Source organism: Burkholderiales bacterium (assembly GCA_035543335.1).
GTDB lineage: Bacteria > Pseudomonadota > Gammaproteobacteria > Burkholderiales > JAHFRG01 > JAHFRG01.
Window position 1 is genome coordinate 16,680 of sequence record DASZZH010000002.1, and the last position, 17,638, is coordinate 34,317.

Annotated in this window: 20 protein-coding genes; 12 read left to right on the top strand and 8 right to left on the bottom strand. The window is 53.7% G+C overall.

Going from position 1 to position 17,638, the window contains the following annotated elements; all coding sequences use genetic code 11:
* Nucleotides 1-360 precede the first annotated feature (360 nt).
* Entirely contained in the window at nt 361-1,149 is a 789-nt protein-coding gene (locus tag VHE58_00460) for a hypothetical protein (protein ID HVS25780.1), read from the bottom strand.
* Between the two features lie 235 nt (nt 1,150-1,384).
* Nucleotides 1,385-1,720 (bottom strand): hypothetical protein, encoded by a 336-nt coding sequence (locus VHE58_00465; GenBank protein ID HVS25781.1) that lies wholly within the window; start codon nt 1,718-1,720, stop codon nt 1,385-1,387.
* Nucleotides 1,721-1,983: 263 nt separating this feature from the next.
* On the opposite strand from VHE58_00465, the gene VHE58_00470 reads away from it, so the two are divergent.
* The 4 genes from VHE58_00470 (at nt 1,984) to VHE58_00485 (ending at nt 5,685) form a co-directional block, all read left to right on the top strand.
* Nucleotides 1,984-2,808: a hypothetical protein gene (locus VHE58_00470; GenBank protein HVS25782.1), complete on the top strand. Its 825-nt coding sequence runs from the start codon at nt 1,984-1,986 to the stop codon at nt 2,806-2,808.
* Nucleotides 2,809-2,955: 147 nt separating this feature from the next.
* The gene (locus tag VHE58_00475; protein HVS25783.1) at nt 2,956-3,471 is read left to right on the top strand and encodes a hypothetical protein; all 516 of its coding nucleotides are present in this window, start codon (nt 2,956-2,958) and stop codon (nt 3,469-3,471) included.
* Nucleotides 3,472-3,821: 350 nt separating this feature from the next.
* Nucleotides 3,822-4,997 (top strand): AAA family ATPase, encoded by a 1,176-nt coding sequence (locus tag VHE58_00480; GenBank protein ID HVS25784.1) that lies wholly within the window; start codon nt 3,822-3,824, stop codon nt 4,995-4,997.
* Between the two features lie 10 nt (nt 4,998-5,007).
* Nucleotides 5,008-5,685, top strand: a complete 678-nt coding sequence (locus VHE58_00485) for a DUF3226 domain-containing protein (protein HVS25785.1) — start codon at nt 5,008-5,010, stop codon at nt 5,683-5,685.
* A gap of 574 nt (nt 5,686-6,259) precedes the next feature.
* Here the strand turns inward: VHE58_00485 and VHE58_00490 are convergent.
* Together VHE58_00490 and VHE58_00495 are read right to left on the bottom strand one after the other, a co-directional pair.
* Nucleotides 6,260-7,192, bottom strand: a complete 933-nt coding sequence (locus tag VHE58_00490) for an alpha/beta hydrolase (GenBank protein HVS25786.1) — start codon at nt 7,190-7,192, stop codon at nt 6,260-6,262.
* 260 nt (nt 7,193-7,452) lie between these two features.
* Nucleotides 7,453-8,337: a LysR family transcriptional regulator gene (locus tag VHE58_00495; GenBank protein HVS25787.1), complete on the bottom strand. Its 885-nt coding sequence runs from the start codon at nt 8,335-8,337 to the stop codon at nt 7,453-7,455.
* Nucleotides 8,338-8,535: 198 nt separating this feature from the next.
* On the opposite strand from VHE58_00495, the gene VHE58_00500 reads away from it, so the two are divergent.
* From VHE58_00500 to VHE58_00510, 3 genes are all read left to right on the top strand, one after another.
* Nucleotides 8,536-8,712, top strand: a complete 177-nt coding sequence (locus VHE58_00500; GenBank protein HVS25788.1) for a hypothetical protein — start codon at nt 8,536-8,538, stop codon at nt 8,710-8,712.
* An 85-nt stretch (nt 8,713-8,797) separates the two neighbouring features.
* Complete coding sequence (locus VHE58_00505) at nt 8,798-9,061, top strand: hypothetical protein (GenBank protein HVS25789.1); 264 nt, start codon at nt 8,798-8,800, stop codon at nt 9,059-9,061.
* A 203-nt stretch (nt 9,062-9,264) separates the two neighbouring features.
* Nucleotides 9,265-9,441 (top strand): hypothetical protein, encoded by a 177-nt coding sequence (locus tag VHE58_00510; protein ID HVS25790.1) that lies wholly within the window; start codon nt 9,265-9,267, stop codon nt 9,439-9,441.
* A gap of 503 nt (nt 9,442-9,944) precedes the next feature.
* On the opposite strand, the gene VHE58_00515 is transcribed toward VHE58_00510, so the two are convergent.
* The 4 genes from VHE58_00515 to VHE58_00530 form a co-directional block, all read right to left on the bottom strand.
* Nucleotides 9,945-12,062, bottom strand: a complete 2,118-nt coding sequence (locus tag VHE58_00515) for a bifunctional (p)ppGpp synthetase/guanosine-3',5'-bis(diphosphate) 3'-pyrophosphohydrolase (protein ID HVS25791.1) — start codon at nt 12,060-12,062, stop codon at nt 9,945-9,947.
* A gap of 97 nt (nt 12,063-12,159) precedes the next feature.
* A complete protein-coding gene (rpoZ, locus tag VHE58_00520; protein ID HVS25792.1) occupies nt 12,160-12,366 on the bottom strand; it encodes a DNA-directed RNA polymerase subunit omega in 207 nt (68 codons plus the stop codon).
* Between the two features lie 13 nt (nt 12,367-12,379).
* A complete protein-coding gene (gmk, locus tag VHE58_00525; GenBank protein ID HVS25793.1) occupies nt 12,380-12,988 on the bottom strand; it encodes a guanylate kinase in 609 nt (202 codons plus the stop codon).
* A 106-nt stretch (nt 12,989-13,094) separates the two neighbouring features.
* On the bottom strand, nt 13,095-13,961 hold the full coding sequence (locus VHE58_00530) for a YicC/YloC family endoribonuclease (protein HVS25794.1): 867 nt from the start codon (nt 13,959-13,961) through the stop codon (nt 13,095-13,097).
* 82 nt (nt 13,962-14,043) lie between these two features.
* Between VHE58_00530 and VHE58_00535 the strand changes: the two genes are divergently transcribed.
* The 5 genes from VHE58_00535 to VHE58_00555 form a co-directional block, all read left to right on the top strand.
* Nucleotides 14,044-14,991, top strand: a complete 948-nt coding sequence (locus tag VHE58_00535) for a serine/threonine-protein kinase (protein HVS25795.1) — start codon at nt 14,044-14,046, stop codon at nt 14,989-14,991.
* The gene (locus VHE58_00540) at nt 14,988-15,899 is read left to right on the top strand and encodes a protein phosphatase 2C domain-containing protein (protein ID HVS25796.1); all 912 of its coding nucleotides are present in this window, start codon (nt 14,988-14,990) and stop codon (nt 15,897-15,899) included. The genes VHE58_00535 and VHE58_00540 overlap by 4 nt, the downstream gene beginning before the upstream one ends.
* A 2-nt stretch (nt 15,900-15,901) precedes the next feature.
* Complete coding sequence (gene rph, locus VHE58_00545; GenBank protein ID HVS25797.1) at nt 15,902-16,621, top strand: ribonuclease PH; 720 nt, start codon at nt 15,902-15,904, stop codon at nt 16,619-16,621.
* Nucleotides 16,622-16,729: 108 nt separating this feature from the next.
* Complete coding sequence (gene rdgB / locus VHE58_00550; protein HVS25798.1) at nt 16,730-17,326, top strand: RdgB/HAM1 family non-canonical purine NTP pyrophosphatase; 597 nt, start codon at nt 16,730-16,732, stop codon at nt 17,324-17,326.
* Nucleotides 17,327-17,352: 26 nt separating this feature from the next.
* The coding region (locus tag VHE58_00555; GenBank protein ID HVS25799.1) for a hypothetical protein at nt 17,353-17,638 on the top strand (286 nt) is incomplete at its 3' end.

A 17,638-nucleotide genomic window follows, 5' to 3' on the forward strand; every position in this document is an offset into this window, starting at 1 on the left:
CAGCACTTTCGGCAAACCGTCCGCCCCTATACGAAACACAAAACCGTTTTCCCTAAGCCAGCGAATCATGCAACTGCGCCGCTTATAACCGGTCAGGATTACGAGTTCGGCAACAGAGAGGAACATCACGACCTCAGCCCCCTGTGTAGTTCCTCGATCTTCCGATGATGCAGCGCAGTCAACCGATATTCCGACCCGGGGCACAGTTCGTCCAGGCTGACCCCCAAGCCCGCCTTATAACCATTTGCGACATACATCTCATAAATATTATTCCGACCGTTTATGCTCATTCGCGCTCACCTTTGCTTATGTGTGCATTTTGTACAAGTATAAAATGCTTCCGCTTCGCCGTCGCCGCGCCTATCGTCCGCCGCGATAGGGCGCGGCTGCCGGTCGAAGCGGGTACGCCAAAACTGACCCCTGTTCTCGGTATGGCATATTGAAAGACGCATGCACCACTGACTTGCCCTCCGCCCTCACTCTCGCCTGTAGCCACGCCACCATTTCGTCAGAATTTGCTCCATAAAGACGCAGCTTTGAAATATCCGGCTTTAACCCCCGCGACACCAAATAAAGATGCTTATACTTTGGCCGTTCCCCGTCCTCCCAACCTTTCCCCATATATTTCCCAATATAAAAAGCGATCTGCATTGAATTTCCAAACTTACGCGGCGGCGTAATATGCACACTGCCAAGCCCCCCGATAATTCCCCGCCACAGCGGAAGCATAAAATAGGGCGCATCATAATAACCCCGCACCGCTATATGCCAATGAATCGCGCCCCGCTTCTGCAACTCCGCAACGGCAACGAATAAAAACTTTTTATATTTCTTCCGAACACCCTTCACAAACGCCTTCAAATGCCGAATCGCAACCGCCATATCCTGCATATTTTCTTGGTACGTCAACGTAATCATCCGGTCAGCACCCAAAACCAACACCCTATCCCGCAAATTCTGAATAGCCCTAAAAATCACGTAGAGCCTTTTCCTCTCAGCATCATCTGCGGAAGCATCCCGCCAGCCCCCATCCTTAATTGAATTAACAGAATACCGAACAGAAGCACCACAACGACGCACTGTAATGCGCCAATGAGAACCCTTTGTACGGTCACCACTAAGAAATATATCGCCATCAGAGCCGTCCATGCGCGATTAAGCCCCTAACACAGGCCACCCTCACATCTGGCGGATATTTCAAAAGTGACGCAAGCCGCCGACTCACCGGCAACCGCCACAGCGGCGCCGCCGCCGGAACTGCCACCGAATTCAGCCTCGGAGAATTTGCTTGAATTGTATAGATTGAGTACCATTACCTATCATGATAGGCAATGGATAATTGAGTGTCAAGCCCAATTGCTTGAGCTTGGCAACCTATTGACGCTTAAATGATCTCGGTAGACCGCTTGCCTGGAATCGCTCCGGTGACGGCCTTCCAAAAGTTGGTAACGCCCTTCATGAGCTTCCACGCCAGCGATTTCGTATGCAGAGGACCTAATGGCGGAAACTCCTTCCGAACATCAATCCCGCCCAGAATGTCCTCATATTTCTTGATGGTCCGCTTATCATGCACGAGCAGCATGATCTTCCAGCCCATCTTACGGCCTACGAAGAGCATCCCGATAGCGCTTTCGAGCTCATTGGCTTGGCCGTGGAAGTCCTTGATAGCTTTATCGGCGAGCTTGCCGAGACTGATGTAGTCTTTTTCCTCGGGGGTCATGTCATTTTGGAGGTGTCAGGTTGAAAGGAATCTAAGCATAAACCGGTAATAGGGGCTCAGCAACCCTTATGACACTTTCAGCCCATCCGAGACTGGTTATAAAAGGTAACTGTGATGTGTAATAGCCGGCGAGTTATTGAACCCTTTACGTCTGACACCGAGTGGAATAATGTTATGCAGAACCCCCGTGTTAGACCCCACGTTACTAGATCCAGATACGTATAAGAGCAGGCTACCTTTTAAACGTATGTAGACACGACGCCGTGACTAAATTATCAAGAACTGCTCTGTACCTATTCCGGCTACGGTTTTTCTTCCTGCTCCTTTTTCTTCTTTCAGTGCTTGGCTTTATAGAAACTATGAGCGAGGCGGCGTTCTTGTCGGCGGCTGTACTCTATTTTGTTTGTGGGACGATGTGGGCTATCTATTATAGGGCCCAAACATTAAATCCGTTTGAAATGTCCAAGCCTTATTTTGAGTCCTTTATCCCATTGTTGGTACTCTTTGTATGGCCGTTTCACGTCTCGGACTTCCTCATATATCAGATCAAGACGCGCATGAATCCAACGCGATATATTGTTTCGTGCGGCTTAGAAAATACTGAACGCTTCGGTAGTCTTAACAAAGCTATGAATAATGCGAGACAGAAAGCATTAGACTTGAGACGGGTAGTCTTTGTCTATGACTTTGCAAAGGACCAACCATACTACGACTCACTTGACGAGACCTATGGGTCGGCATCAGTCGGATGGGCCGTAAATCCAAAAGGGGACGTCCATAAACTTGAAGAGCATCATTGGCTTCCAGAGGGCTTTGCTAACATCCACGAAATACTTGGCGTCAAACCATCAGAAAATCCCAACCTTGACTTTGAGAAGCTGGTAGCAATGCGTACACAAGAGGAGCGACATACGGCCAAAAAGAAATGGCGGTTTGAGCAAGCAACAAAACGCTTAACTAATCTAGAGACTGGCGACAGCTACCTGCCACCGTCATTAGAAATCGTAGATGGCACGACGCCCGGTTACCATGTCCCATCAAAGGGGATATGGGTAAGAAGAATTGACGCTGAAATAGTGGAACCGTAAGCCCATAATAATAAGAAAATGTTGCCCGTATGCGATTGCCTATCGTCCCGAAGTACAAGTTATCCCTGGAAAAAGTTCGCCATCTAGAAAAGCAGCTTGCCGTTTCTGAATTCAACGACAAACTCCACAAAAAATTTGAGGCTTGCCTTGAGCCGTAAAAAACCAGCTAACCATACGGTGGAGCCAGCGCTTCAGCGTCTTACAGTGAAACCAGCACTTGCGCTTGAATTCTTTGCCGTGTTTTCGCGTTTTGAGTTTGCATTAAAGGTGACGCAATTTAGAAAAAACTACAATGGCGAAACCTGGGCAGATTGGAAGAAGTTTGCTGAAGCAATCGCTAAAGACTTCGATACAAAGGCGCCCCATGATCCTGAGGTTCGACAGGCTTTCGATTACCTGACCACTCGACGACTTGGCAAGTTAGTGGTCCAAGACAATGGTCCTATGTGGCAAGACGTTATTCTCAGACCCAATTTATCCAATGCTGATCGCGCGCTTTCGTTGATAAAACAAGTCCGGAACAACTTTTTTCATGGTGGTAAGTACGCGCCCGATAGCGATGCTCCGCCCGAACGCGATGAACAGCTATTGAAGAACGCAATCGTTCTCCTCCGGGTTTGTCTGTCGTTGGAAACTAGTGTTAAAGAAGCGTATGAGAAGTAGCTTTCTAACTTGGCAACGAACGAAAACGACTCAGCTTTAACCAGTACCCACTTTTGCCCCTATGGGTGGTGAAGCAAGGCTCGAACCTGCCAAATATCTTTCTATTGCACCGAGATATTTCAAACGGTTACAATCGGATACCTGAGCAGAATATTTTGCAGTATTGACAGAAGAATAGAAAGAAAATCATTATGCTAAAGTTACTCTGCTAGTTGGACTCATAATCCTATGTTCTAGGCTAAAATGTATTTGTAGTCGCCTGTGTTACACAAACAGGGGGTGAAACGGGCTCACACCCTCAATGAAAACGCAATTATCACCTTGATAAAGCGTCAGGGCAGGTATAGGGTATGCTTACTACTCTACCAAAGCGGCGGCGTTTCCTTGCCGATAACAAAATGATTGAATCCTTTGAAATCGAAAATTTCCGGTGCTTCGAGAAGGTTTCCCTTTCTAGATTGTCCAGAATAAACATCATTGTTGGTAACAATGCTTCTGGCAAAACCGCTTTAATCGAAGCATTACGGACTGCTATCGCAGGTATTCCGCTCGTTTTCATAATGCTAAATAATTTTCGCGGATTGCATTTCTTGCTTCCGCAGCCCCCGGAACAACGGCATTTTGATTCGCTTTGGTTACATTACTTTAAAGAGCAAGAAATAACACAACCAATCAAGCTTTCCATTGTTAACAGCGAGGGGGAAAAAGCCTCTGTGAGGATATTTTATGACGTTAGGCCAGCTACCTCTGCTACAACAACATCCACCGCAGCGGTTTCTAACGTTATGTCAATCGCTGGCGCTGGCTCACAAATAATATTTCCTATACCAGCAATTTCTCCCACTGTCCCAATTACGCCGATTGCATTTGAACGAACTCATTTCAACGGGGCAAAAGACACGCTATATATTTTCGTCAATCAACAGGGTCAAGTAATTGCAATGCCTGGACCAGAACTCGGGCCATCGACAGTGTTTTTTCCATTTATTTCTGCCTATAGCGAACAGGAAACTATTAGCCGATATTCGCAAGCAATAGAGGAAAAAGGCGGCAAGAAACGTGTATTAGATTTACTTCATAGAATCTACCCAATTATAGAGGACATTGAGAGTATCACTAAGATTGAGATCGCGCCGCAGAAACTATATGTATCGCTTCCCGGACATTCTAAGTTGCAAGCTTTGACTCTTGTTTCGTCTGGAATTTACAAATTTTTCAGCATAATGCTCGGAATAATGTCAGCTAAAAACGGGGTGGTGTTAATAGACGAGATTGAAAATGGAATTTTTCATTCTTGTCATCAAGAAATATGGAGATTAATTCTAGAGCTTTCAAAGGAAAATAACTGCCAGATTTTCGCCACCACTCATAGCAATGAATGCCTAGTCGCCTTAGCAACTGCCAGCCAAGATAATCCTGATGACATATCACTCATTCGCAATGAAATGAGCGAAGGCACTGCGAATATTAAGCATCTCCGCGGCGCTTCGACTCTAACTGCAATAAAAAAAGTGGAAGTGAGATGAGGATTAATTGGTGGCCCAGCCTTTTCAATCCCATCGCTTAGTCCTCTGTGAAGGGATCGAGGACGCTGCATTCCTGAGAGAATTATGTAACAAGAGGAATTTAGGTAGCTTCGATATTCGACCAGTGGAAGATATTGGAGGGATCAAGGGAGTAACAGGTTTTCAATCTGCGCTTTGCGTTGCCGTCCAAGATAGGGAATTTAAGAGAGTCACACGTCTAATATTGATAGCGGATAGTGATGAGCCTCATCAAAATACCTTTGCAAAGATATGTGCTCAGATTACAAGGGCCAATCAAGACACCAACGTTAATGGAATATTTGCTGTCCCACAGAATCCATACGAACTCACTGGCGGCCATCCGAGAATAAGTATTTTATTGTTTCCAGCCCCAAATTCTAAAGGCGCACTAGACACACTACTGTGGAGCGCCTTAAAGGCGATTCCTGCCCACGGAAGAGTCGTTGATGCCGCAGAGCAAGCGGTTCAGCATGCTCGAATTTCCAGTGGCAACAGTAAATGGCCCCAATCTAAATTAGATAAAGCCCTAGTGCGCATTGCAATTGCTCTTCTTAACAAAGACAATCCTGCGGTCAGCATTTCAAGATTATGGCGGGATAATCCGAATTTAATACCAGTAACTCATCGCGTCTTTGATGATTTAGAAAATGTGCTTTCCGGGATTTGAATTATGTTAAAGAGACTGAAAGAGGAGGGATCAACGCAATAGAGAATTTTTGAAAAGGCTGTTGATGTTTTGCTCAAATCGAAACCACAATAGAAAATATATGCTGAAATCAATTAAAGAATAATTCCCTCAATCCATTGACCAGATTTGCCCTGGTTGGCGAGCCGCTCCGGCCTCGAACCCTGTCTAATATTTCAGAAGTCGCCAAGGAATGACGAGGCACAGCGACAGGGAACAAACGAAAATATTTGACAGTGATTCTGTCATCACTCTCATCGAATCAAGTAGGTACGCAATTCTTGAGATTGGACTTTTAATCCGTTGGTCGGCGGTTCAAATCCGCCACGGCCTACCAACAAAAGGGCTGCAGGAATGCAGCCCTTTTGTTTTATGATTCTGTGAAAAACCACCCCGACTCCATTTTCCCCGTCTTAATCCGCTGGTCGTAGGTTCGAGCCCTACTCGGGGAGCCAAAGCATGACACAAACGTGGAACAATGGGGTCAGAGTAACTTTCTCGCTATCTGGAGTTGTCACTCCGACCCCATTTATTTTCGGGGCTTCCCCCGCAGGCGTTAGGCCGCAATAGCGGGAGCGCCGCGTACAGCGGTGGATTCGTAAATCCAATGCCCGATTAGCGCGGCGTTTTGATGCAGCGGCATCAGCGGAGCGAGCTTCGCCTGCGGCATCACACACGCAATGCGTAGGGCGCAGGACGTTGAATGCAAGGCGTCGTCACCCGGCATGATGAACGCCGGCACGTTCATTGCCATCAATTGCTCGCCGGTTGCGCCGGAAAACATGGCGTCATTGAAAAGGTGGTCGCGACTATGCGCAAGAACTTCGAGATAGCGACCAAGGTCCTGGCGTACGAACGACTCCGCGAACGCTGCATCAGATGCAAGTACCGACGCCCACGGCCCGGCTTCCGGTTCGCTCCAAAACAATCTTGACTGCTTGGCACGCTCAGCCACGCCCGAGAGTCCGTGTTCACGTGCAAACGCAATATGCCGGTCGAAGTTGAAGCGGCCCTTGTTCAGCCAGCGGAGCCCGCCGACCGGCCAGTGCAGTAACAGCGCACGGCAGCGTTCGGGGAAATGCGCGCCGAAAGCCAGGGCGACCGAGCAGCCGATACAGGCGCCCAACAGGAACGCATTTTCGATCTCAAGATAGTCAAGCAATGCCTTGGCGTGGCGCGCAATAATCGGCCAGGAGAGCGGCTCGACGCGTCCGCCTGACTGGCCGCATTCGCGCCGGTCGAATGCGATGACGCGAAAATCGTGCGCCAACACATCCAGCGGCTTGAACCCCTTCCACACGCGGTTAAACCACTGGTGCGAAATTGAGTCGCCGAACCCCATGGGGGACAGCAGCAACAGGGGCGGACCTTCGCCCATCACCTGATAGCTGGTCTTAATTCCTTCGAGGTCCGCAACTGGCATTGCATCTCCCGATCGAGGGCCTTTATCGGCCGCTTTGCTGAGTTGTCGGTTCAATTGTAACGGCAATTCGCGTACTCATGTGGGTGATTTTGGGGCATTGCAACTACGACTTAGACGAATAACATCAACTGTTAATCCGCAGGGTTCGTTTTCGAGCCTCGCTCGTGGAGCCAAGGCATGACGCAAACGTGGGGAATTCGTGACAACGTTGACGTGCATCAGCGCGTTCAGGCGAGTGAGGGCGGGCCACGTTCAAGGTTAAAATAATTAGTTACACCAACTTTTAATCCGTTGGTGGGCGCTTCGAATCCAGCCGGGCCCACTCTTCACGCGCGCAGGTTCCAGGTGTCTTTGAGCACGTCGAGGAGCACGCGGATGACCGGATCGTCCTCGCGCTCTTGGAGGTAGATGAACCACAGCGTTGTCGGGATCCGGACATCTTTCCACAGGCACACCTCACCGGCAGCCGCCTTCTCCAAGGCGAAATCCTCGCGCATCAGCGCCAGGCCGACGCCAGACACGACAAGCGAGCTGATAACAGCCTCCTGATCGGCCTCGACAATCTTGGTCGGCTCGACGCCATGCTTATTTAGAAGCGCGTATACGAGCTGGTGATGGGTGCTGATCGGCGGAGGGATGATCCACGGCTGCTCGGCGATCTCGTTCCAGTCGGCGTCCTTGACTCGTTCGTGCCAATCGGCCGGTGCAGCGACACGATAAGTGATTTCACACAGACGCAAGCGGGCGACGTTCGGATGGGTGATCTCGCCATAGTAGAAACTCGCATCGAGGCTGCCGTCGCGCACATGCTCCAATGCCGCGCCGGTAATTTTCTGGTGGAGTTCCAGCTCGAGCAGGGGATAACGGGCCACCATGGCGCTCATGAACTCGCCGAGCCGGATGAATTCCGGATCGCTCAGCGTGCCAATGCTTGCCTTGCCCGCCACCTCGCCCTTGAGCGCCCGCGCCTCGTTGTGCAGCGCTTGAGCGGCCGAAAGAATCTTCTCCGCCTCCTCCAACATCTGCTTGCCGGCCGCCGTCAGTGTCATGCCGCTCGAGGTGCGCTCGAATAGCGTGAGCCCGAGCTCGTTCTCCAGCGCCTTGAGCTGCGCGCTCAACGCGGGCTGACTAATGTGCAACTTTTCCGCTGCCCGGGTGAGCTGCCCGACTTCGGCGATGGCGGCAAAGCTACGTAACTGGTAAAGCTCCATTGAGTGCTGTCTCTACTCTCGACGAAGTGCCATTTTACTCCAAATTGCTGCTACGCAACAACAAGCTAGACTCGATATAAACAGAAACGATGATAACTATTTAAATTTGCGATTTGATTTTATATGCTGCCAACACTATCTTATGGTTGTGCAACGCAACAAATGTGAGTATTCATCATCTGTAGAAGGAGTTAAGTCATGAAGCCTTACGAGAGTAACTTGAAGATCACCGACGAGCTCGAACGCCGCGTGGCTCAGCAACAATTCGACGATCTGTCGGCTGTGGGCGTTATGGTCATTGTGCAACTGCTGGTCGCGTCGTTTCTTGTCATTGGCACCGCCATACTGCTAGGTCATCGCCTACCCATAGTCTGACTTTATCGCGCTTGTGCCACCGATCATTGCTCACGTATCAAGGCCTACTAGGACTTTATCTTTAACGGATCAAACGGAGGGTACTATGCGTACGCGTCTGAAATCTATGTTGATGGCAATTGTAGTGGCTGTTGTTGTTGCTCCCACACTGTTGCCGGCTCACGATGAGCCCGCAAGCGAACCCACACTGGGCGATCATCCTGCTGTCATCATTTTTAAAAAGTGGAATAAGGCCGACTACATGAGCAGGATGGCGAACTATCCTCATCCTGCGACCATTTGGTGGTATATGCATGATCCGAATGTTCCAGATCATCCGGTTCTTGGAGCGCCTTCACTTGATCGCTGATAGCCGCTGGCGTGACGTGCAGTTCCTCAGCGGCTTTGCGCAAGCTTTAGGTGCGGGGCTGCGGCTTCGAACGCACCCGGGCGTTGAAGCGTCATTATAGTACGACGCACCATATTGAGTCATATTAGGATTTCAAAATGAGACATGTCACTGAGAACGTAAAGAGCAACTCCAGCACAGTTGATCGGTTAGACGATGTTCGCATGAGCGAAAGAGACCGTGCGCTTGCCAAAGCGCATATGCGGGACGCGGAGTTCGTCGCCGATCTCATTTTCCGGGCGGTGGCAGACATCCAGTCAGTCGTCGCGCTCGTCGAGCGTGGCGTCGTGGGCCTGGCGCGGCGAGTCAAGTCAATGTTCGTAAGGCCCGCGCAGCGCTGACCCCGCTTGTCACGGTCTGCCAACGAGCCAGGCTTGCTGACTGAACGGTATGGTTTCAGACAAACCGGGACGTTTGCAAATTGCACATTCCGTGTTTGAGGTTTTCGATTATTACGTGTTACTGCTGTTCAGGAGAAGAAAACATGAGTTCCAACGCTGAGCTACCCCACGACATTCAATACTATGTACATCGGGCCCACGAATTGCGTAGGCAGTATATCGCTCAACTCTGGCGCCAAGGCTTTGCTGCTCTATCCAGGGTTATCCGCTGGGCCGTCCAGCTCATGGCGCGGCGGTTGAAATCCAAAATGCGCGATGTCGGGGACGGGCATCACTTGCGGGACACCGTGCATTAGACCATCGCTCGGCGGGGAGATCGCCAGCCCTTTGGTTTATCTGGCTGTACCACCACCCGAAACCGCGCCGGTTCATCGCGGCGTCTGCCGTAGTCCCGGCTGATGGCGAGGTTATTCTGGTGTAGTGTTTCAGTTACTTGCAGGGCATCAGCCTTTGACCCGGGCGATTCTCACCACTTCGGGAATTCTGCGTAAGCCCCTCATCAATTGGGCGAGATGCATGCGGTTAGTGACTTGCAAGGTAAAGTGGATGGTGGTATAGGCGCTGCTCTCGCCTTCTTCTATGCTGACGTTGTCGATATTGGAGCCGGCTTCGGCGATTTCCGCGGCGACCTTGGCCAGCACACCGCGCTGATTGGCGACGGTGAGCTTGATGCTCACGTCAAACAGCTTGGTGGTTTGAGCATCCCATTCCACGTCGAGCATTTTTTCCGGCGCGGCGTGAATCTTGGCCATCACCGGGCAGTCGTGAGTGTGAATCACCAGCCCTTGCCCCTTCTTGATAAGGCCGATGATGGGGTCGCCCGGAATCGGCCGGCAACACTTGGCGAATTGCACCGCCATGCCCTCGGTGCCGCGAATGGTGACAGTGCCCGGGATTTTCCTGCCTTCGCTGGTCAATGGCGCGCGAATTGACAACAACCGCCTTGCTATCACTATACCCAGGCGCTTGCCCAGTCCGATGTCGGCGAGGATTTCGTCTCTGGATTTGGCGCCGCTGTCACGCAGCAGCTTGTCCCAGTGCGCATCGTCGATTTGCACTTTATCGGGCTTGAACGCTGACAGCGCCTGATTGAGCAATCGCTTGCCGAGCTGCACCGATTCCTCGTAGTGCATGGTCTTGAGAAAGTGGCGGATGTGCGAGCGCGCCTTGACGGTGACCACGAAATTGAGCCACGAGGGGTTGGGTTTAGCGTGCGAAGCGGTGATGATTTCCACCCGGTCGCCGCTCTTAAGTTCGGTGCGGAGCGGCATCAGCTCGTGGTTGATTTTCACCGCCACGCAGCAGTTGCCGATGTCGGTGTGCACGCTGTAGGCGAAATCCACCGCGGTGGCGCCGCGCGGCAGCGCCATGATCTGGCCCTTGGGCGTGAACACGTACACTTCATCGGGGAACAGGTCCACCTTGAGGTGCTCAAGGAACTCGACCGAATCGCCGCTTTCCGACTGGATTTCGAGCAGGTTCTGCAGCCACTGGTGGGTTTTCTGCTGTAGCTCGTTGAGTGAAGTCTCGGAGCTTTTGTACAGCCAATGCGAGGCCACGCCCGCTTCGGAGATCTTGTGCATGTCCGCCGTGCGGATCTGCACTTCGATCGGTGTGCCGAACGGGCCGAACAGCATGGAATGCAGCGACTGGTAGCCATTGGCCTTGGGAATGGCGATGTAGTCCTTGAATTTGCCCGGGATAGGCTTGAACAAGCTATGCAGCGCGCCTAAAGCCAGATAGCAGGCGGAAGCGTCTTTGACCAGAATGCGGAAGCCGTAAATGTCCAGCACCTCGGAGAAGGAAAGTGACTTCTCGATCATTTTCTTGTAAATGCTGTAGAGGTGCTTTTCGCGGCCGGTAACCTGCGCTTCAATCCCCGCTTTCTGCAGGCACTGCTTGATGGAATCCAGAATCTTGCCCACCACCTCGCGCCGGTTGCCGCGCGCCGCCTTCACCGCCTTGGCGAGCACCTGATAACGCATCGGATTGAGGTGGCGGAAACTCAGTTCCTGCAACTCCTGGTAGATGCTGTTCAGGCCCAGCCGGTTGGCGATCGGCGCGTAAATTTCCATGGTCTCGCGGGCGATGCGGCGGCGCTGCTCCGGCAGCATGACCTCCAGCGTGCGCATGTTGTGCAGACGGTCGGCAAGCTTGATGAGAATGACGCGCACATCGCGCGCCATCGCCAAGAGCATCTTGCGGAAGTTTTCCGCTTGCGCCTGTTCCTGGGTCTGGAACTCGATTTTGTCGAGCTTGCTCAAGCCATCCACCAGCTCCGCCACCGGCTTGCCGAATCTCTTGCTGATTTCGTCCTTGCTGACGTGCGCGTCCTCCATCACGTCGTGCAACAGCGCTGCGGTGAGCGCCTGCGGGTCGAGATGCCACTGTGCGAGGATGTTGGCTACGGCGATCGGGTGGGAGATGTAGGGATCGCCGTTCTTGCGGAACTGTCCCTGGTGCGCGGATTCGCTGAAGTGATAGGCGGATTCGAGCTGCGCGACGTCCTCCGACTTGAGGTAGCCGGATAATTCCTTGAACAGAATCTCCGCATCGGACATTTTAGCTGTCGGCTATCAACTGTCAGCAGTCAGGAAAGCCAGAGCGGCATGGCCGCGACTCAAAGCCGATCGCTGAAAGCTGACCGCTGACGGCCGCTTATGTTTGGGTCTTGTGCAGGATGTCCACGCCAACCAGGCCTTGCGCGATTTCACGCAGTGCGATCACCGTGGGTTTGTCCTTGTTCGGCTCGATCAGCGGGCTTGCGCCGGTGGCGAGCTGACGCGCGCGGTAAGTTGCCGTCAGCGTCAATTCAAAGCGGTTGGGGATTTTTTTCATGCAGTCATCAACGGTAATGCGTGCCATATTTCCTCGCGACTCACTTCAAGCGGTTAATCAGATCGTGGTTGCGCTCAAGCTGGGCTTTGAGCTTCAGCCTTTGCGCGTGGACGATGCATATCAGTTCCTGCACCGACTGCCCGAACTCTTCGTTAATAATAACATAGTCAAACTCCTGGACGTGGCTCATTTCCTCGCGCGCGGCTTTGAGGCGGCTCGCAATCACGTCCATGCTGTCCTGGCCGCGGGCGCGCAATCGCTCCTCCAACACGGCGAGCGACGGTGGCAGGATGAAGATTCCGACGGCTTGCGGAAAAATGCGCCGCACCTGTTGCGCGCCCTGCCAGTCGATTTCCAGCAGAATGTCGCCGCCGCCCTTCATTGCATCCTCAACCCAGTTTTTCGACGTGCCGTAGTAATTGCCGTGCACTTCGGCGTGTTCCAGAAATTCGCCGCGTTTCAGCATCTCTGAAAATTTCTGCTGCGAGACGAAATTGTAGTGCTGGCCGTTGACTTCCCCTGCGCGCGGCGCGCGCGTGGAGCAGGAAACCGACTTGCGCACCCGCGGGTCGTTATCCAGCAGCGCGCGCACCAGGCTGGTTTTGCCTGCGCCGGAGGCGGCGGCGACGATGAAGAGATTACCAGTCATAGCAAGTAAGGGGTAAGGAGTGAGGGGTCAGGAGTAAAAAATAAGACTCAGATTTTGCTTTTCGTGGCCTGCGCAAAAAAACATCTTACTCTTCACGCCTTGCTCCTCACTCGATGTTTTGGATTTGCTCGCGCATCTGCTCGATCAGCACCTTGAGTTCCATCGCCACTTTTGACATTCCGCTGTCGACGGATTTGGAGCCGAGCGTATTGGCCTCGCGATTCAATTCCTGCATCAGGAAATCGAGGCGCTTGCCCACCGCGCCGCCGTGCTCGAGGATTTGCCGGGTTTCGCCCAGGTGTGTGCTAAGGCGCGTCAGTTCCTCGTCCACGTCGATTTTGGCGGCGAACAACGCGAATTCCTGGCGGATGCGATCGTCTTCGCGGTTGATCAGCGCTTCGGAAAGCCTGGATCCGAGCTTTTCCCGGTAGGCGGCGACGATTTCCGGAATACGCGGCGCCACTTCCGCCACCAGACGCTCCATTTTTTCGATGCGTTCCAACAATAAACCTTTGAGTTTTTCGCCTTCGCGCCGCCGGGTGGCGTTGAGCTCATCGAGCGCCTTGTGCAGCAGGCTGACGCAGGGTTCGCGCAGGTCTTCCGGGGACAAGCTGTCGCTTCCCAGCAAGCCGGGCCACCGCAGAATGTCGGCGACACTTAAGCTCCGCGCATCCGGCAGCGCAGCCCTCACGACCAGGTTCATTTCCACCAGTTGCTGCAAAAGTTCGGTATTGAGCTGTGGCGCGAGGGGTGTTCCCGCCGCTGACTCCAGGCTCAGGCGGCAATCCACCTTGCCGCGGGTGACGCCACTTATTATTACCTCGCGTAGCGCCGGTTCGAGCAGGCGCAATTCTTCCGGCAGCCGCAATTGCACATCCAGATAGCGGTGGTTGACCGAACGCAGTTCGAGATTGAGCGCGCCGCGTGTGAGTTCCCGGGTCGCCACGGCGAAGCCCGTCATGCTGTAAATCATGTGGTTTTCCGGTGCTTTACATTAACCGCGCAAATACCGACAATGATGGTCATTTCAAAACGATAGCATATTCTTACTAGGCATGACTCCACAATCCAATATGCCGCTTCCCAACGGCTACCAGCTGCTGAACTACCGTGTCGACAAGCCTTTGAGCCGCGGCGGCTTCAGCCTCGTGTACCGTGCCTTCGATGAGCACAACAGACTCGTCGCCATCAAGGAATATCTGCCGAGTGTGCTGGCGCTGCGCCGGGACGGCTATGCGGTGCGCGCCACATCCGCCGACAATCTCGCCACCTTCCACTACGGCATGCGCTGCTTTTTCGAGGAAGGCCGTGCGCTGGCGCGCATCATCCATCCCAACGTGGTGCGAGTGTTGAATTTCTTCCGTGCCAACGATACCGTGTATATGGTGATGCAGTACGAGCGCGGCCGCACGCTGCAGGAGCAAATCCAGCAGCACAAGCATACCCTTTCCGAAAATTTCATCCGCCACGTGTTCGGCCATCTGCTGAACGGCCTGCGTGAAGTGCACACGCACAAGCTTCTGCATCTCGACATCAAGCCGGCGAATATTTATCTGCGCGCCGCCGACGGCTCGCCGGTGCTTTTGGATTTCGGCGCGGCGCGCCAAACGCTTACCCTCGACAGCCCGCGCCTGAAGCCAATGTATACGCCCGGCTTCGCCCCGCCGGAGCAATACAAAAGCCTGGATTTACTCGGCCCCTGGAGCGACATCTACAGCGTGGGTGCGAGTATCTTTTCCTGCCTCGCTTCCCGCGCGCCGCAGGCGGCGGATTTGCGGGCGCAGGACGACAAGTACGAGACGGCGAAGAAAACCTTCGGCGGCGAATATTCCGACGAGCTGCTTGACATCATCGACTGGTGTTTGCGCCTTGATCCACAGGAGCGCCCGCCCAGCGTGTTCGTCCTGCAAAAAACCCTGGTAAAAAAACCCGGCAAAGCCCGGAAAAATAATTTCCTGATGGGCTTGCGCAGCAGATTTGGCATCGGCGAGGCCGATAAGTGAAATTCACCATTTACCAGAAAAGCCGCACCGGCGGCCGCAAGCACAACCAGGATCGCATCGCTTATTCCTACAGCCGCGATGCGCTGCTGATGGTGCTCGCCGACGGCATGGGCGGGCATTTGCACGGTGAAGTGGCGGCGCAGCTGGCGGTGCAGCTGATTGTCGAGAGCTTCGAAAAGCACGCTAATCCCAAGCTGGAGGAGCCGCGGGTTTTCCTGCGCTGTGCGTTTCAAGATGCACACAGCGCGATCCTGAGTTATGCCAACGACCATGATTTGTTGGAATCACCGCGCACCACTTGTGTCGCCTGTATCGTCCAGGATGGCCTCGCTTATTGGGCGCATGTCGGCGATTCGCGCCTGTATTTATTCCGTGGCGGCAAGCTCCTTACGCGCACCCGTGACCACTCCAAGGTGCAGCAACTACTGGACCAAGGCAGCCTCACGCCGGAGCAGACAGCGGCTTATCCGGAGCGCAACAAGATTTACAATTGCATGGGCGGGTTCCTGCCGCTGGATGTGGAATTGTCGAAAAAGACGGTGATGCGACGAGGGGACACCCTCATGTTGTGCAGCGACGGTTTGTGGGGGCCGCTTGCCGACGAGGAAATCGTTTACACAATTTTCAATTATCCCGTCATCCAGGCCGTGCAGCAACTCATGGACCAGGTGGAGTTGCGCGAAGGCGGGAGAAGCGACAACATCAGCGCCATCGGCATGACTTGGGGCGGGGATGCGCGCGACGAGGCTGCGCCCGAAGTTTCGACTGTCACCATGCCGCTTACTGCCGTTACCACGCAAATGAGCAGTTTTGGCCGCGAGCATGCGGATGCGTCGGACGTCACCGACCAAGAAATCGAACGGGCGATTGCCGAAATCCAGAAAACCATCGGGAAGTACAAGAAGTAGCCATGCGCCCCAGCCAACGCAAACCCAATGAGCTACGCGAAGTGAAATTTACGCGGCATTATACCAAGCACGCCGAAGGCTCGGTGTTCATCGAATGCGGCGACACCAAGGTGATTTGCACCGCCAGCGTTGACGAAAAGGTGCCTTCCTTTCTCAAAGGCAGGGGCCGGGGCTGGGTCACCGCAGAATACGGCATGCTGCCGCGTTCGACTGGAATCCGCGCCGACCGCGAGGCGGCGCGCGGCAGGCAGTCGGGGCGCACGCAGGAAATCCAGCGGCTCATCGGCCGGGCACTGCGCGCGGTGGTGGACACGCAAAAACTGGGCGAGCGCACCATTCAAATCGACTGCGACGTGATTCAGGCCGACGGCGGCACGCGCACCGCCGGCATCACCGGCAGCTTTGTCGCGCTGCATGACGCCGTGACGCATTTGCTCAAGCGCAAGCTCATCGCCGAATCGCCGCTCAATGATTTTGTCGCGGCGGTTTCTGTCGGGATTTATCAAGGCAAGCCGGTGCTCGACCTCGATTATGTGGAAGATTCTAATTGTGAGACCGACATGAATGTGGTGATGACCGGAAACAGCGGCTTCGTGGAAGTCCAGGGCACGGCGGAAGGCGAGCCGTTTAACCGCGAGGAGATGAATGCGCTGCTTGATCTTGCGCAAGCCGGCATCAAGCAGCTCATCGCTAAACAGAAGGCGGCATTGAAAGTTAAGTAAGGCTTTTACCGCGGAGGACGCAAAGGCAAGTCATTTTAATATCATGTTTTCTCATTTTTGGTTTTCTCCGCGTCCTCGGCGTCCACTGCGGTTAACAGGTTTTAATCCATGAAAAAACTCGTTATCGCCAGCAATAACGCGGGTAAGCTGCGCGAAATCCGCGAGTTGCTCGCGCCGCTGAAAATCGAAGTGCTGGCGCAGTCGGCTTTCGACATTCCCGAGGCGGACGAGGTGCATGCGACTTTTGTCGAAAATGCTCTGGCCAAAGCGCGGCATGCGAGCGAGCTTTGCGGACTTCCGGCGCTCGCCGATGATTCGGGCATTTGCGTGGATGTGCTGAACGGCCAGCCGGGTGTGCTGTCGGCGCGCTACGCGGGCGAACCCAAATCCGACGAGCGCAACAATTTGAAACTGCTTCAAGTACTGCATGCGGCGACTGACCGCCGTGCGCATTACTACTGCGTGATGGCGCTTACGTGCCATGCCGGCGACCCGCAGCCGCTGATTGCCGAAGGTGCATGGCCCGGCGAAATCCTGCATCAGCCGAGAGGAAGCGGCGGCTTCGGCTACGACCCGCTGTTTTTCGTTCCGGAATTGGGTAAAAGCGCGGCGGAGTTGCCGCTGGAAGTGAAAAACCAAATCAGCCACCGCGGCCGGGCGCTGGCGCAGCTTGCTGCGCAACTGCGCGTGTGGAGTAAGGGGTGAGGAGTTAGATGGAAAATGCAAAGGTGATGAAAGTTCATTCCTTACCCCTTACTCCTTACCCCTTACCGCGTTTGCGCGCGCTGCCGCCGCTCGCGCTCTATATTCACATTCCGTGGTGTGTGAAAAAATGCCCCTATTGCGACTTCAATTCACATGAAATTCGCGCCGAGCCGGGGGATACGGCTGGTCATCTGATTAGCTCATCACCGAAGTCGCCCCGGCCGCGTTCCCGCCCCGATGCTTCGCACGCCGAGTCGCGCGGCCACTTCAATTCACATGAAATTCGCGCCGAGTCGGGGGATACGGCTGGTC

Excerpts from the sequence above, each read along its gene's own strand:
- VHE58_00460 (HVS25780.1), bottom strand. The coding sequence starts at position 1,149 with ATGGACGGCTCTGATGGCGATATATTTCTTAGTGGTGACCGTACAAAG.
- VHE58_00465 (HVS25781.1), bottom strand. The coding sequence starts at position 1,720 with ATGACCCCCGAGGAAAAAGACTACATCAGTCTCGGCAAGCTCGCCGAT.
- VHE58_00480 (HVS25784.1), top strand. The coding sequence starts at position 3,822 with ATGCTTACTACTCTACCAAAGCGGCGGCGTTTCCTTGCCGATAACAAA.
- VHE58_00495 (HVS25787.1), bottom strand. The coding sequence starts at position 8,337 with ATGGAGCTTTACCAGTTACGTAGCTTTGCCGCCATCGCCGAAGTCGGG.
- VHE58_00500 (HVS25788.1), top strand. The coding sequence starts at position 8,536 with ATGAAGCCTTACGAGAGTAACTTGAAGATCACCGACGAGCTCGAACGC.
- VHE58_00505 (HVS25789.1), top strand. The coding sequence starts at position 8,798 with ATGCGTACGCGTCTGAAATCTATGTTGATGGCAATTGTAGTGGCTGTT.
- VHE58_00510 (HVS25790.1), top strand. The coding sequence starts at position 9,265 with ATGAGCGAAAGAGACCGTGCGCTTGCCAAAGCGCATATGCGGGACGCG.
- VHE58_00515 (HVS25791.1), bottom strand. The coding sequence starts at position 12,062 with ATGTCCGATGCGGAGATTCTGTTCAAGGAATTATCCGGCTACCTCAAG.
- rpoZ (HVS25792.1), bottom strand. The coding sequence starts at position 12,366 with ATGGCACGCATTACCGTTGATGACTGCATGAAAAAAATCCCCAACCGC.
- gmk (HVS25793.1), bottom strand. The coding sequence starts at position 12,988 with ATGACTGGTAATCTCTTCATCGTCGCCGCCGCCTCCGGCGCAGGCAAA.
- VHE58_00530 (HVS25794.1), bottom strand. The coding sequence starts at position 13,961 with ATGATTTACAGCATGACGGGCTTCGCCGTGGCGACCCGGGAACTCACA.
- VHE58_00535 (HVS25795.1), top strand. The coding sequence starts at position 14,044 with ATGACTCCACAATCCAATATGCCGCTTCCCAACGGCTACCAGCTGCTG.
- rph (HVS25797.1), top strand. The coding sequence starts at position 15,902 with ATGCGCCCCAGCCAACGCAAACCCAATGAGCTACGCGAAGTGAAATTT.
- rdgB (HVS25798.1), top strand. The coding sequence starts at position 16,730 with ATGAAAAAACTCGTTATCGCCAGCAATAACGCGGGTAAGCTGCGCGAA.